Source organism: Bacillus sp. FSL H8-0547, assembly GCA_038002745.1.
Taxonomy (GTDB): Bacteria; Bacillota; Bacilli; order Bacillales; family Bacillaceae; genus Bacillus_P.
In genome coordinates, this window is the sequence record JBBODD010000001.1 from 2,013,936 (window position 1) to 2,027,431 (window position 13,496).

15 protein-coding genes are annotated in these 13,496 nt (G+C 46.5%); 12 read left to right on the plus strand and 3 right to left on the minus strand.

What is annotated here, in order from left to right; all coding sequences use genetic code 11:
• Positions 1–50: 50 nt before the first annotated feature.
• Positions 51–584, minus strand: coding sequence for a DUF2529 domain-containing protein (locus MHB63_09955; GenBank protein ID MEK3806852.1), 534 nt, complete (start codon positions 582–584; stop codon positions 51–53).
• Positions 585–876: 292 nt separating this feature from the next.
• Here MHB63_09955 and MHB63_09960 point away from each other — a divergent pair, with 292 nt between their 5' ends.
• The 9 genes from MHB63_09960 (at position 877) to MHB63_10000 (ending at position 9,414) form a co-directional block, all read left to right on the plus strand.
• Positions 877–1,248, plus strand: coding sequence for a response regulator (locus MHB63_09960; protein MEK3806853.1), 372 nt, complete (start codon positions 877–879; stop codon positions 1,246–1,248).
• Positions 1,249–1,437: 189 nt separating this feature from the next.
• Positions 1,438–2,295: a class II fructose-bisphosphate aldolase gene (locus MHB63_09965; GenBank protein ID MEK3806854.1), complete on the plus strand. Its 858-nt coding sequence runs from the start codon at positions 1,438–1,440 to the stop codon at positions 2,293–2,295.
• A 120-nt stretch (positions 2,296–2,415) separates the two neighbouring features.
• Positions 2,416–3,060, plus strand: a complete 645-nt coding sequence (gene fsa, locus MHB63_09970; protein MEK3806855.1) for a fructose-6-phosphate aldolase — start codon at positions 2,416–2,418, stop codon at positions 3,058–3,060.
• A 553-nt stretch (positions 3,061–3,613) separates the two neighbouring features.
• Positions 3,614–4,903: a UDP-N-acetylglucosamine 1-carboxyvinyltransferase gene (locus MHB63_09975; protein ID MEK3806856.1), complete on the plus strand. Its 1,290-nt coding sequence runs from the start codon at positions 3,614–3,616 to the stop codon at positions 4,901–4,903.
• A 48-nt stretch (positions 4,904–4,951) separates the two neighbouring features.
• Complete coding sequence (glpX, locus tag MHB63_09980) at positions 4,952–5,914, plus strand: class II fructose-bisphosphatase (protein ID MEK3806857.1); 963 nt, start codon at positions 4,952–4,954, stop codon at positions 5,912–5,914.
• A 566-nt stretch (positions 5,915–6,480) separates the two neighbouring features.
• Positions 6,481–7,764 (plus strand): transcription termination factor Rho, encoded by a 1,284-nt coding sequence (gene rho, locus MHB63_09985; protein MEK3806858.1) that lies wholly within the window; start codon positions 6,481–6,483, stop codon positions 7,762–7,764.
• Positions 7,765–7,887: 123 nt separating this feature from the next.
• Positions 7,888–8,088, plus strand: a complete 201-nt coding sequence (gene rpmE / locus MHB63_09990) for a 50S ribosomal protein L31 (protein ID MEK3806859.1) — start codon at positions 7,888–7,890, stop codon at positions 8,086–8,088.
• A gap of 212 nt (positions 8,089–8,300) precedes the next feature.
• Positions 8,301–8,924: a thymidine kinase gene (locus MHB63_09995; GenBank protein MEK3806860.1), complete on the plus strand. Its 624-nt coding sequence runs from the start codon at positions 8,301–8,303 to the stop codon at positions 8,922–8,924.
• A 79-nt stretch (positions 8,925–9,003) separates the two neighbouring features.
• Complete coding sequence (locus tag MHB63_10000; protein MEK3806861.1) at positions 9,004–9,414, plus strand: hypothetical protein; 411 nt, start codon at positions 9,004–9,006, stop codon at positions 9,412–9,414.
• A 36-nt stretch (positions 9,415–9,450) separates the two neighbouring features.
• Here the strand turns inward: MHB63_10000 and MHB63_10005 are convergent, their stop codons facing one another.
• Both MHB63_10005 and MHB63_10010 read right to left on the minus strand, forming a co-directional pair.
• Entirely contained in the window at positions 9,451–9,972 is a 522-nt protein-coding gene (locus tag MHB63_10005) for a MerR family transcriptional regulator (protein MEK3806862.1), read from the minus strand.
• A 154-nt stretch (positions 9,973–10,126) separates the two neighbouring features.
• Positions 10,127–10,513, minus strand: coding sequence for a VOC family protein (locus tag MHB63_10010; GenBank protein ID MEK3806863.1), 387 nt, complete (start codon positions 10,511–10,513; stop codon positions 10,127–10,129).
• A gap of 96 nt (positions 10,514–10,609) precedes the next feature.
• Between MHB63_10010 and prfA the strand changes: the two genes are divergently transcribed.
• The 3 genes from prfA to spoIIR all read left to right on the plus strand — a co-directional run bounded on the left by prfA (position 10,610) and on the right by spoIIR (position 13,485).
• Complete coding sequence (prfA, locus tag MHB63_10015) at positions 10,610–11,680, plus strand: peptide chain release factor 1 (GenBank protein MEK3806864.1); 1,071 nt, start codon at positions 10,610–10,612, stop codon at positions 11,678–11,680.
• Positions 11,681–11,685: 5 nt separating this feature from the next.
• The gene (gene prmC, locus MHB63_10020) at positions 11,686–12,555 is read left to right on the plus strand and encodes a peptide chain release factor N(5)-glutamine methyltransferase (protein MEK3806865.1); all 870 of its coding nucleotides are present in this window, start codon (positions 11,686–11,688) and stop codon (positions 12,553–12,555) included.
• Positions 12,556–12,759: 204 nt separating this feature from the next.
• Positions 12,760–13,485 (plus strand): stage II sporulation protein R, encoded by a 726-nt coding sequence (spoIIR, locus tag MHB63_10025; GenBank protein ID MEK3806866.1) that lies wholly within the window; start codon positions 12,760–12,762, stop codon positions 13,483–13,485.
• The last annotated feature ends 11 nt before the right edge of the window (positions 13,486–13,496 follow it).

Here is a 13,496-nt window from a genome sequence, read left to right on the forward strand (position 1 = left end):
AACCCCTGACACGCCTGTCAGGGGTTTTTTACATAAATGCGGCATTGTTTTTACTCGTACTCACTTACCATCTCTTTGATCGTAAAGCTCAGGGCATAATAGGCAAAAAGCGATGTCATCAGAGCGGGGTAGCCGTAGCGGCTGCCGTCTTCATCCGGAATAAGGGCTTTTTTCAGTTTTGAATCAATATGGACATCGGCAAGCTCTTCCAAGCCGCCCGGTTCTTCTTTCATATAACATGAGACTGCCGCGGTCCCGATCATGTCTTCGCGGAGCTTTTTCGCAAGTTCAACCGCTTCTTTGTCATTTGAACGGTGCGAGAATAGAAGCACGCGGTCAGCATCCGTCAGTGCATTCATTGTGCCGTCCGTAAGAAAAAGCGGTTTTGCACCTGGCAGGGGGTTTGAACCTGCTGTTGCTTCGAGCGTAATCCCTTCAAGCTCTCCAAAGCCGTGCACATAAATCGTGCCGCTTCCGACTGCAGCCTGAGCGAGCAGTCTTGCGCCGTCTTCAATGGCTTCTTCCTCCTGCTCATGAATGCGGCTGAAATGGCCGGTTAACTGGGTTGAAAATATCTTCATCATCTGTCTGAACACTCCTTTACGACTCCATTATAACGAATGAGAGAGCCAATACCTAACCGGACAGGTTCAGAAATTTGTCGATAAGTTTAAGCAGGAATAAGAATACACACAACCGAATAACTATCGTATGTTTCACCGGACTGTTTTATACTAAAGAAAGGCAAATCGGGCATGCGTTAGGCGCCTTATTTGTTTTTATGATGCAAACAGTTTTCCGGACGTTTTGGTTCCTTGCAATACATGCTGACCGGCAGAATAGCTGGATAATCCAAATATGAAGAGGTGCAGGAAGATGAATGAAAAAATCTTAATTGTAGACGATCAATATGGAATCCGTATTTTACTAAACGAAGTGTTTCAAAAAGCGGGATATCAGACCTTCCAGGCAGCAAACGGTTTTCAGGCTCTGGAGATTGTAGACAAGCATAAGCCGGATCTTGTGCTTCTTGATATGAAAATTCCTGGTATGGATGGAATAGAAATCCTGAAAAGAATGCGGGTGGTTGAGCCGGATATCCGCGTCATTATCATGACTGCTTACGGTGAACTGGACATGATTCAGGAGGCGAAAGACCTTGGGGCTCTAACGCATTTCGCAAAGCCGTTTGATATTGACGAGATCCGCGACGCTGTCCGCAAGTACCTTCCAATCCGCTCGAACTGACGCCGCCCTAAATCGGCAAACTTATGTCGAAAAGTTGCCGTTTTTCTCAGAAGTTGGTATGCTAGTGAATGAGAAAAGCCCGTGTACATTTTAATCAGATTACATACATTGCAATCGTTCTGGTCATGCTAGATGTTACGTAAGCTTTTCGGGTTTAGCAAATTAGCTGCATAGGGAGGATATTTCGACATGCCTTTAGTATCAATGACAGAAATGTTGAATAAAGCAAAAGAAGAAGGTTACGCTGTAGGTCAGTTTAACCTGAACAACCTTGAGTTCACTCAAGCGATTCTTCAAGCTGCTGAAGAAGAAAAATCACCGGTTATCCTTGGTGTATCCGAGGGCGCTGCACGTTACATGAGCGGCTTCAAAACAGTTGTAAAAATGGTTGAAGGTCTTATGGAAGACCTGAACGTAACAGTTCCTGTTGCGATTCACCTTGACCATGGTTCAAGCTTTGACAAATGTAAAGAAGCAATCGATGCAGGTTTCACATCTGTAATGATCGACGCTTCTCACCACCCATTTGAAGAGAACATTGAAACAACAGCTAAAGTTGTTGAATATGCTCATTCAAAAGGCGTTTCTGTTGAAGCTGAGCTTGGAACAGTAGGCGGACAAGAGGACGACATTATCGCAGAAGGCGTTATCTACGCTGACCCTAAAGAGTGCGAAGAGCTTGTTAACCGCACTGGCATCGACTGCCTTGCTCCTGCACTAGGATCTGTACACGGCCCTTACAAAGGCGAACCTAACCTTGGCTTCAAAGAGATGGAAGAAATCGGCAAAGCTACTGGCATGCCTCTAGTTCTTCACGGCGGAACGGGTATCCCTACTCACGATATCCAAAAAGCAATCTCTTTCGGTACAGCTAAAATCAACGTAAACACTGAAAACCAAATCGCTTCTGCTAAAGCTGTTCGCGAAACACTTGCAGCTAAGCCGAACGAATATGACCCACGCAAATACCTTGGACCTGCCCGCGATGCAATCAAAGCAACAGTTGCAGGCAAAATGAAAGAATTCGGTTCTGCGGGAAGAGCATAATTTATTTTGAAAAAAGAAAAACCGCCTCTGATACACAGGAAACGACAAGGCGGTTTCCTTTTTAAGTGAAAGTAAGCGTAAACAAGTTCTATTTTTCTGATATCTTAGGAGGATGGCAGAATGTTATTTTTCATTGATACAGCAAATGTCGAAGAAATTAAAGAAGCACAGGCACTCGGTGTCTTATCCGGAGTAACAACAAACCCGAGCTTAGTAGCTAAAGAGAACGTATCCTTCCATGACCGCCTTAGAGAGATTACCGGAATCGTATCCGGGTCTGTCAGTGCTGAGGTCATTTCCTTAAAGGCAGAGGAAATGATTGAAGAAGGCAAAGAGCTTGCTGAAATTGCCCCTAATATCACAGTGAAAGTGCCAATGACGCCGGACGGCTTAAAAGCAGTAAAAGCCTTAACGGACCTTGGCATCAAAACGAACGTGACCCTGATTTTTAACGCGAACCAGGCGCTTCTTGCTGCAAGAGCAGGAGCGACATATGTATCGCCGTTTGTCGGACGTCTTGATGATATTGGCCAAAATGGCATGGAGCTGATTTCTACCATCGCACAGATCTTTGATTTACACGGAATTGAATCAAAGATTATCGCGGCATCAATCAGACATCCAATGCACGTGACAGAAGCAGCGCTGCACGGCGCCCATATTGCGACCATTCCATTCAGCGTCATCAAACAGCTCTGCAAACACCCCCTGACAGATCAGGGCATCGAAAAGTTTCTGGCAGACTGGAACAGCAGACAGCAATAGATTGCAAGATAAATAGATAACAGGAATGGCAAGCCTAGGCTTGCCATTCTCTACTAGAAAAGCGGAGCCGACTGTTTAATTCTTTCAGTCAGATAAGAAATTACCGGAAAAGTCCGGGTCCCTCCTTTTTCGGGGATTTTGTTCTGACAGAAGGGCTAGGAGGCGCAGCTGGACAATGTGAAAAGCACCGCACTAGATAAAACAATGCGATTCTTCCATCCATTCAGGCAATGACCCTCATTTTACATGCCTCCACAGGAACCATATCGTGCACTAAAATAATTTCATATGTCATAATAGGTTAAAGAAAAAAAACTTGAACTTGTATTCTTTGTCGGATTAATGGAAAATATTTGTTGAAAAGAGGCATTTTTTGTTGCTCTTTCGTCTCAACCCGAAACGTCAGCTTGATTTTGGTCACAGTACCACCATTTTATTCTCATAACATGATGGCTTTTCAAAAAGGAGCCGGCTTTTCAGTTCTGAATGAAACTGAGAGGGCGAAACCTGACAAGACATCGAAAAGCCAACTTCTTTGAGAAAGGAGACTATCATGGAAAAATTAAAAATAGCAGGCGGTTACCCTTTAAAAGGGACGGTAAGCATCAGCGGCGCCAAAAACAGTGCAGTTGCCCTTATACCGGCGACAATACTGGCACAGTCACCCGTCACCATTGAAGGTTTGCCCGATATTTCAGATGTACATATTTTAAAGGACTTGCTTGAGGAAATCGGGGGAACCGCAGAGTTTAAGAATAACGAGATGTATGTGAATCCTGCGGAAATGATTTCAATGCCTCTGCCAAGCGGAAAAGTGAAAAAGCTCCGCGCTTCCTACTACTTGATGGGAGCGATGCTCGGCCGCTTCAAAAAGGCAGTGATCGGCCTTCCAGGAGGATGCCATCTTGGTCCGCGCCCGATTGATCAGCATATCAAAGGCTTTGAGGCTCTCGGAGCACAGGTCACAAATGAACAGGGCGCAATCTATCTGCGTGCCGAGGAGCTTAAAGGGGCCCGCATTTATCTTGATGTCGTCAGTGTTGGTGCAACCATCAACATCATGCTTGCAGCTGTGCTTGCTAAAGGACAGACCATTATTGAGAATGCAGCAAAGGAACCTGAGATCATCGATGTCGCCACGCTTTTATCAAGCATGGGTGCAAGAATTAAGGGAGCCGGAACGGATGTAATCCGTATCGACGGCGTTGAAAGCCTTCACGGCTGCAGACACTCTATTATCCCTGACCGGATTGAAGCCGGCACGTATATGATTATTGGAGCTGCCATGGCGCAGGAAGTGCTGATTGACAACGTTATTCCGCTTCACCTTGAATCTCTCATTGCAAAATTCAGAGAGATGGGGATTCATGTTGAAACAAACAACGAACAGATCTGGATTGTCGGCGGACAGAAGGAATTGAAATCAGTCGACATTAAAACACTCGTCTATCCTGGTTTTCCTACAGATCTGCAGCAGCCGTTTACGTCACTCCTTACAAAGTCAACCGGAACAAGTGTCGTGACAGATACAATCTATTCTGCGCGCTTTAAGCATATTGATGAGCTCCGGAGAATGGGAGCCAAAATTAAAGTGGAAGGCAGATCTGCTATTGTTACAGGCCCGACAAAGCTTCAGGGTGCGAAAGTGAAAGCGAGTGATCTTCGTGCAGGAGCTGCGCTAGTCGCAGCAGGCCTGATGGCGGAAGGTGTAACCGAGGTAACAGGACTTGAGCATATCGACCGCGGATACAGCCAGCTTGAAGAAAAACTGACAAGCCTTGGCGCGACAATCTGGCGCGAAAAGCTGACAGAACAGGAAATTGAACAGCTTCAAAGTTCTTAAGTAAATAGATACCTATAACAACAGGGGATACATGGGGAGGAAGAAACAATGGAGAGAAGTTTATCAATGGAGTTAGTCCGTGTAACAGAAGCGGCTGCACTTGCATCTGCACGCTGGATGGGACGCGGGAAAAAAGACGAAGCAGACGATGCTGCAACATCAGCTATGAGAGATGTTTTTGACACCATTCCGATGAAAGGAACGGTTGTGATCGGGGAAGGCGAGATGGATGAAGCGCCGATGCTCTATATCGGTGAAAAGCTTGGGACAGGCTATGGCCCGCGCGTTGACGTGGCCGTTGATCCGCTTGAAGGAACAAATATCGTTGCCTCCGGCGGCTGGAATGCCCTTGCTGTTATCGCAATCGCAGACCACGGCAACCTTCTAAATGCACCGGATATGTACATGGACAAAATAGCAGTCGGTCCTGAAGCAGTAGGCTGCATTGATATTAACGCTCCAATCATTGACAACCTTAAGGCGGTTGCAAAAGCTAAAAACAAAAATGTGGAAGATGTCGTCGCCACAATCTTAAACCGCGAAAGACATGAGCATATCATTAAAGAGCTTCGCGATGCAGGCGCACGCATCAAGCTGATCAATGACGGTGATGTCGCAGGTGCCATCAATACGGCTTTTGACCACACAGGCGTCGACATCCTGTTCGGTTCAGGCGGCGCACCTGAAGGCGTTCTTGCGGCAGTTGCCCTAAAATGCCTCGGCGGAGAAATCCAGGGCAAGCTTCTTCCGCAAAATGACGAAGAAATCGCACGATGCGAGAAAATGGGAATCGACACAAGCAAAGTTCTCCGCATGGAGGACCTTGTAAAAGGCGATGACGCGATTTTCGCAGCAACCGGGGTTACTGACGGCGAGCTGCTGAAAGGCGTTCAGTTTACAGGCACCGCGGGAACGACTCAATCTCTCGTCATGCGTGCCAAATCAGGAACCGTCCGCTTTATCGACGGAACTCACAGCCTAAGCAAAAAACCGAACCTTGTCATAAAGTAAAACGCAGCTACGCTGCAGCCAGCCGGGTATAGAAATGGTTTGTTCTATTTCCGGCTGTTTTTTCTTGTGGGGAAGACCAATGTGATTCCGCATTTCGTGGTGTCCAGCTGCATCGCCTAACTCCTCGGCCAGAACGGCTCCGTCAAAAAAAGCAAACCCGGCTTTTTCTGCCGGATCCTTTTCTGCCCTTCGGAGCTGACCAAGGCGATTCCGCATTTCGTGGTGTCCAGCTGCGCCTCCTAGTCCTTCTGTCAGAACAAAATCACCGAAAAAGTCAAATTCGGACTTTTCCGGTGATTTCTTATCTGACTGCCAGGCCTGATCAGTCGGCTCTGCATTTCAATGTTTCAATCTCATTTCAAAACCCGAAATCTGTTGATTAAATCCATCAAATAAGGTAAAACTAAAGAGTGCTGCGTAATTTGAAAGGGCTGCCTTTCACACTGCTTTTCCTACTTCTAGCCTATCTTCTCTTTCTTCTCTATATCTGATCCTTTTACTAGTTTTTTTCTCGCATATAGATGGAAGAACAACTGTATTTATAATTTATAAAGTGTGGTGCTGTTATGAGCGAGGTTTCTATTTCCAATCTCGAACATCTTAAATTAAAAGAATTATATGAGCTTGCACGTCATTACAAAGTGTCGTATTACAGCAAGCTGACGAAAAAAGAATTGATTTTTGCCATTTTAAAAGCGAACGCTGAGCAAGAGGACTTATTGTTCATGGAAGGCGTTCTTGAAATCATTCAGTCTGAAGGATTCGGGTTCTTAAGACCTATCAACTATTCTCCAAGCTCTGAGGATATTTATATTTCGGCTTCACAGATCCGCCGTTTTGATTTGCGGAATGGGGACAAGGTGTCCGGAAAAGTCCGTCCGCCAAAGGAAAACGAGCGTTACTACGGCCTGCTTCATGTGGAAGCCGTTAACGGAGATGACCCTGAGTCTGCGAAAGAGCGTGTTCATTTCCCGGCTTTGACGCCGCTTTATCCGAACCGCCAAATCATCCTTGAAACAAAACCGAGCGACCTTTCAACACGCATCATGGATGTGATTGCTCCTGTTGGATTCGGACAGCGCGGACTGATCGTTGCGCCTCCAAAAGCAGGTAAAACGATGCTGCTGAAAGAAATCGCCAACAGCGTGACAACAAATCATCCGGAAGCTGAACTGATTGTTCTCCTCATTGACGAGCGTCCTGAGGAAGTAACGGACATTGAGCGTTCTGTAGCAGGAGACGTTGTCAGCTCAACATTTGATGAGGTTCCTGAAAACCACATCAAGGTTGCTGAGCTTGTTCTTGAACGTGCGATGCGCCTTGTCGAGCATAAGAAGGACGTTATTATCCTTATGGACAGCATTACACGTCTTGCCCGTGCGTACAACCTTGTGATTCCGCCAAGCGGACGTACACTCTCAGGCGGTATTGATCCGGCTGCGTTCCATCGTCCAAAGCGCTTCTTCGGGGCTGCGCGGAATATTGAAGAGGGTGGAAGCCTCACCATTCTTGCGACTGCTCTTGTTGATACAGGATCCCGCATGGATGATGTGATCTATGAAGAGTTTAAAGGAACAGGCAATATGGAGCTTCATCTTGACCGCTCCCTTGCAGAAAAACGCATCTTCCCGGCCATTGATATTCGCCGCTCAGGTACCCGCAAGGAAGAACTGCTTATTCCGAAAGACCACCTTGAGAAGCTGTGGGCCATCCGGAAATCAATGTCAGATTCGCCTGATTTTGCTGAAAAGTTCCTGAAAAAACTGCGCAACTCCAAATCCAACGAAGAATTCTTCAGTATTCTTGATGCGGAATGGAAGGCAGCAGGCGTTTCCGGAAAACGATTGTAAAATTAGTTGCAAATTAACTGGAAGCTTGTTATACTTTTTTTATGTGCTTTTCCGGAAGAACCTCTTCTGGAAATGATAACTCTGTTTCGGTAAACGAATCAGGGCGGAAGGAGATGAAACGGAATGAAAGCAGCTATCCATCCTAACTACAAAAAAGTTATGGTTAAATGTGCTTGCGGAAATGAATTTGAAACTGGTTCTGTAAAAGACGAGGTGCGCATCGAGGTTTGCTCTGAGTGCCATCCATTCTACACAGGACGTCAAAAGTTCGCTTCTGCTGACGGTCGTGTTGATCGCTTCAACAAAAAATACGGTCTTAAATAATTATAGATTGAAGGAAACAGGCAAGATTTCTGTCTTGCCTGTTTTTTTACGCCGTTTCCCGCTATTTTTGGGAAAAACAGCCATAATAAGCAGTATCCATGTACATATGGAACCTTACAATGAACGGCATTCCGTTCATTTAAAGATAGAAAGCAGCAAAAGGCTCGGGACCATAGAACAACGTTTAAGAAATGAAGGGAGAGGCCGTTTTCATGTATGTTATGAAACAAAGCGGGTGGCTTGAGGTCATCTGCGGAAGCATGTTCTCAGGTAAATCTGAAGAACTGATCAGAAGAGTCCGCCGTGCGCAGTTTGCCAAGCAGGAAGTGAAAGTATTCAAGCCTGCCATCGACAATCGCTACAGTGAAGATGAGGTTGTTTCGCATAATGGCACGGCCGTCATCAGTCATGCCGTTGCTTCTTCAAGCGACCTTTTTAAATACATTACACCAGAAACAGACGTGATTGCGGTTGATGAAGTGCAATTTTTTGACGATGAAATTGTCCAGGTCATCACATCACTTGCCAATCAGGGCTACCGCGTCATCGCTGCAGGGCTTGACCAGGATTTCAGAGGAGAGCCCTTTGGCACCGTCCCTGCGTTGATGGCCGTTGCGGAGCTCGTCACAAAGCTTCAGGCCGTCTGCTCAGTGTGCGGTTCACCTGCGAGCAGAACGCAGAGGCTGATCAACGGAAAGCCTGCATCCTACCATGATCCAATCATTCTGGTCGGAGCTTCTGAATCATACGAACCAAGATGCCGCCACCATCACGAGGTGCCGGAAAAGCCGGCTCAGTCAAAACAATCAGAGCCGGAAACACAAAATTTGTCATAAAGATGAAAGCTGCCTGAATTTTTTATAGGGCAGCTTTTTTTCATAACCTTTTGGGCACCTTACAAATGGAGGTGTTTTTATGAAAATGTTATGGATCCTTTTTTTAATCCTGGTTCTTGGCGCATGCGACAATCCATCGAATCAGTCTGAAATCCAGCCTGAATCAGACAAGGGCAGCGAGCTGAGAAGGACAGGGGAGAGTGTTTCCAATAACCGGGGAACAACTGAGCAGAACCCGAACTTCTTGAATCTGTCCAAAAACAGGGAGCAGAATGAGGATGAAATGGATAAGCTTCGTGAGGTCATCCGCAATGACCCGTCACTGAAAATTGAGAACACCACGATGAACGGCGGAAAAATCAGCGTGGATGTCGTGTCCTCAAAAGATATGACCGATCAGGAGATGCGTGACAAACAGAAAGAACTGCAGAGGAAAATGCAGAACATCATCCCGAGATATGACGTTCATGTCGACTTGGAGGCAAAATAAAAAACTCGTTTCTGATTAAACGAGTTTTTGTTTTGTTCAGAAGCTGAAAAGAGAGCTGATCAGACTTCTTCGCTTCTGTTTTTTAGGCGGTTTTACATGGTCGAACACGAGAGCGTGCTCCATCGGATGTTTTTCTTTCTGCTTCTCAAGTGTCTGTACTTTAGCTTCAAGCTCTTCAATGCGGCTGTTCAGTTCTTCAATTTCTCTCCGGTGCTGGAGAAGCTGATAGGAGACGACGCTGTCTGCCTTGCTGCTGATTTTTTGGTCCAGCGCCTTCAGCTTTTGCATAATTTCCTCATAATTAAGATCAGCGGGTGGCGCTTCCGCTGTTTTTACGACCGCTTTTATAGGCGGTTTTTTCTCCGTTACTTTTACTTCCTGAAAAAGAATCCCCTTACCCAGCTGATCCTTAATATCCCGAAGCGTGTTAATATCCTCATCCGTAAAAAAGTAATGACCAAGCTCATTCCGCTCCATCTGAAGATTCAGCTGCTTTACCCAGCGCTGAACGGTTTTAGGCGAAACACCCAGCAGTTTGGCAACCTGGCTTGTATTCATCTCCATTCCCCCTTGTCCAGTTTTCCCGAAACATACAAAACACGATGAACAACATGTTCGATAAGAGAAAGTCCGATCCCTTCCGGCCAGACAAAAGAAGAATCAATTCGCCAAAGAAAGTGCTGATTTTACGAATTCCGCCAACTCTTTCGACTTAATCCTCATACAGCTCAAGCGGCAGCCCGTCCGGATCCTGGAAAAACGTAAATTTTCTCTCTGTAAACTCATCCACCCGGATCGGTTCTGTCTCAATGCCCAGCGCATTAAGCTCTGCGACTGCATCATCTATATTTTCAACAGAGAAAGCAAGGTGTCTGAGACCTGCCGCCTCAGGACGCGATGGACGCTCCGGCGGGGTGGGAAAAGAGAACAGCTCAATTTGTGTGTGACCGCTGACAGCAAGATCAAGCTTGTATGAATCTCTTTCTGACCTGTAAGCCTCGTTTAGAACGCCAAAACCAAGCTTGTTCACATAAAAATCCTTTGAAACCTCATAATCTGTACAGATAATGGCGATGTGGTGCACTTTTTTGATGTTCATGGAATTGTCCCTTTCTTTTCTGTCAATTTGCTTTTGACGCTTTGAATAACCTATACTATAATTATAACGTTATGGACGAAAATAGAGGTGAATAACGTGCTGGACCGCTTACAATCCGTAGAAGACCGCTACGAAAAGCTAAACGGACTCTTGATGGATCCTGATATTATCAACGATTCAAAGAAGCTCCGCGAATATTCAAAAGAACAATCCGATTTGCAGGAAACAGTTGACGTATACCGTGAATATAAATCAGTAAAAGAACAGATTGACGACGCCAAAGCCATGCTTGATGACAAGCTGGACGCTGATATGCGCGATATGGTTAAGGAGGAGCTATCTGAGCTGCAGTCACAGGAGAAAGACCTGGCTGCACGCCTGAAGATTCTTCTGATTCCAAAGGACCCGAACGATGACAAAAACGTTATCATGGAGATTCGCGGTGCTGCAGGCGGAGACGAGGCAGCCCTGTTTGCAGGAGACCTTTACCGCATGTACAGCCGTTTTGCCGAAGCTCAAGGGTGGAAGACAGAAGTCATGGAAGCCAACACGACCGGTGTCGGCGGCTACAAAGAGATCATCTTTATGATCAACGGAAACGGCGCATTCTCAAAGCTTAAATATGAGAACGGTGCACACCGTGTGCAGCGTGTCCCTGAAACAGAATCCGGCGGAAGAATTCACACGTCTACAGCGACGGTTGTCTGCCTTCCGGAAGCGGAGGAAGTGGAAGTGGAAATTCATGATAAAGACATCCGCGTAGATACATTTACTTCAAGCGGACCGGGCGGACAGAGTGTCAACACGACAATGTCAGCCGTACGCCTGACGCATTTGCCGACAGGAACAGTGGTTTCCTGCCAGGATGAAAAATCACAGATTAAAAACAAAGAAAAAGCCATGAAAGTACTCCGCGCGCGCGTATATGACAAATTCCAGCGCGAGGCACAGGCTGAATACGATCAAAACCGGAAGCTTGCTGTCGGTACTGGTGACCGTTCAGAACGGATCCGCACGTACAACTTCCCGCAAAACCGTGTAACAGACCACCGCATTGGCCTGACGATCCAAAAGCTTGATCAAATCCTGCAGGGGAAACTGGATGAGTTTGTCGATGCTCTAATCGTAGAGGATCAGTCAAGCAGACTTGACCAGGCAGACCGTTAAGCATGATTAAGGTGTACGAAGCCCTGAAGTGGGCTTCTTCTTTTTTGGCAGAAGCAGAGCGTGATCATAATGCGGGAGAGCTCCTGCTTCGCCACCATCTGAACATGAGCCGTTCAGAAATGCTTGCCTCCCTGAGGATGGAACTGCCTGACGGAGTCTGGGAACTATTCAAAGCAGACGTTCACCGTCATGCGGACGGAGTTCCTGTACAGCACATGATTGGATCAGAAGAATTTTACGGCCGTTCGTTTACGGTCAATAAAGAAGTGTTAATTCCGCGCCCTGAAACAGAGGAACTGGTTGAAGGGATTTTGCTTAAAGCGAAAAGCCTGTTTAAAGGCTATGAAACGATTGCTGCAGCAGACATCGGGACAGGCAGCGGAGCTATTGCCATTTCCCTCGCGCTTGAAAATCCTGCTTTTAAAGTAAGGGCTGTCGATATTGCACCTGAGTCGCTTGAAGTCGCAAGCATGAATGCAGAAAGCCTCGGAGCTGAAGTGGAGTTCATGCATGGAGACTTGCTTGCGCCGGTGATGGAAAGCGGAACGAAAATGGATGTGGTAGTCTCGAATCCTCCGTATATCCCGGATGCAGAAGTGCTGGAGCTTTCACCGGTCGTAAGGGACCACGAGCCTCACCGCGCCCTTGCAGGCGGTAAAGACGGACTGGATTTTTACCGCAGGCTGGCAGCTGACATCCCGCGCGTCATCAGCACCCGTGCCTTAATTGCGTTCGAAGTCGGAGCAGGGCAGGGTGAAGACGTTAAAGCCCTCCTGCTTGAACAGCTTCCGCACGCACAGGCTGAAGTCAGATACGACATCAATGGCAAGGACAGAATGGTATTTGCTGTTGTAGAAGGAACGCCTCATGATTGAGGCGTTTTTTTTACACCCAACCCCAAACTACCTCTTTTACTAGCAAGATCTTTACCATTCATCAGTTTCTTTTCAGTCCTAAACTGAGTCGAACACTTTCCAGTTGCAAAACACTCAAAAAAATAGATTACTAGTTTTCAAAAAGCTAGTTTAAGATTCTGCCTCCCTGTCCATACTGGTTGCTAGAAGGGGATGGTGATGAAAATGAAGAAGCATTATATGGCATTTATATATATTTCATTATTAATGATCGGGGCGGTTATGAACGTGTATAAGGAGCCGCTTGCAGCTGGTGCGCAGCAGGTGAATGAGGCGGTTGTGATTCCGGAAGAGGCGATTCGCCTGCGGATTCTTGCAAATAGTGACTCTGAAGAGGATCAGGTGCTGAAGCGCAAGATCCGCGATGAGGTAAACAAGGAAATTACTGTTTGGGTGGAGAAGCTGACATCGGTTGAAGAGGCAAGAGAGCTGATCAAGTCAAGGCTTCCTGAAATTGAGAAGATTGTCCAGGCGACACTTGTGAGGGAGAACATGGTTCAGGAGTTTACGGTTGATTTCAATAATGTAAGCTTTCCGACGAAGATGTATGGCAGCTACATTTACCCTGCTGGTGATTATGAGGCGATTTTGATTACGCTCGGCGAAGGAAATGGTGCCAACTGGTGGTGTGTGCTGTTCCCGCCTTTATGTTTCCTCGATTTTTCAAACGGGCAGGCTGTTCAGGCAGCTGAACTGGAGGAAGAAGCGCCGCCTGCTGCTGAAGAGGCAGATGCATCTGAGGAGCTTTCTTCGTTGCTTGCAGATGAGGAAGAGACAGCTGAAAAAGCATCTGAAGAGATGACATCCCTGGTTGTGGATGAAGAAGAGGAAAAAGAAGAAGTAGAAGTGAAATTCTTTCTAGTAGAGTGGTTTGAAGGAGTATTTTCGTAAAAGGCGTACGG

What these genes read in the sequence shown, in the direction of transcription:
- MHB63_09955 (MEK3806852.1), bottom strand. Translation starts at nt 584, where the DNA reads ATGATGAAGATATTTTCAACCCAGTTAACCGGCCATTTCAGCCGCATT.
- MHB63_09960 (MEK3806853.1), top strand. Translation starts at nt 877, where the DNA reads ATGAATGAAAAAATCTTAATTGTAGACGATCAATATGGAATCCGTATT.
- MHB63_09965 (MEK3806854.1), top strand. Translation starts at nt 1,438, where the DNA reads ATGCCTTTAGTATCAATGACAGAAATGTTGAATAAAGCAAAAGAAGAA.
- fsa (MEK3806855.1), top strand. Translation starts at nt 2,416, where the DNA reads ATGTTATTTTTCATTGATACAGCAAATGTCGAAGAAATTAAAGAAGCA.
- MHB63_09975 (MEK3806856.1), top strand. Translation starts at nt 3,614, where the DNA reads ATGGAAAAATTAAAAATAGCAGGCGGTTACCCTTTAAAAGGGACGGTA.
- glpX (MEK3806857.1), top strand. Translation starts at nt 4,952, where the DNA reads ATGGAGAGAAGTTTATCAATGGAGTTAGTCCGTGTAACAGAAGCGGCT.
- rho (MEK3806858.1), top strand. Translation starts at nt 6,481, where the DNA reads ATGAGCGAGGTTTCTATTTCCAATCTCGAACATCTTAAATTAAAAGAA.
- rpmE (MEK3806859.1), top strand. Translation starts at nt 7,888, where the DNA reads ATGAAAGCAGCTATCCATCCTAACTACAAAAAAGTTATGGTTAAATGT.
- MHB63_09995 (MEK3806860.1), top strand. Translation starts at nt 8,301, where the DNA reads ATGTATGTTATGAAACAAAGCGGGTGGCTTGAGGTCATCTGCGGAAGC.
- MHB63_10000 (MEK3806861.1), top strand. Translation starts at nt 9,004, where the DNA reads ATGAAAATGTTATGGATCCTTTTTTTAATCCTGGTTCTTGGCGCATGC.
- MHB63_10005 (MEK3806862.1), bottom strand. Translation starts at nt 9,972, where the DNA reads ATGAATACAAGCCAGGTTGCCAAACTGCTGGGTGTTTCGCCTAAAACC.
- MHB63_10010 (MEK3806863.1), bottom strand. Translation starts at nt 10,513, where the DNA reads ATGAACATCAAAAAAGTGCACCACATCGCCATTATCTGTACAGATTAT.
- spoIIR (MEK3806866.1), top strand. Translation starts at nt 12,760, where the DNA reads ATGAAGAAGCATTATATGGCATTTATATATATTTCATTATTAATGATC.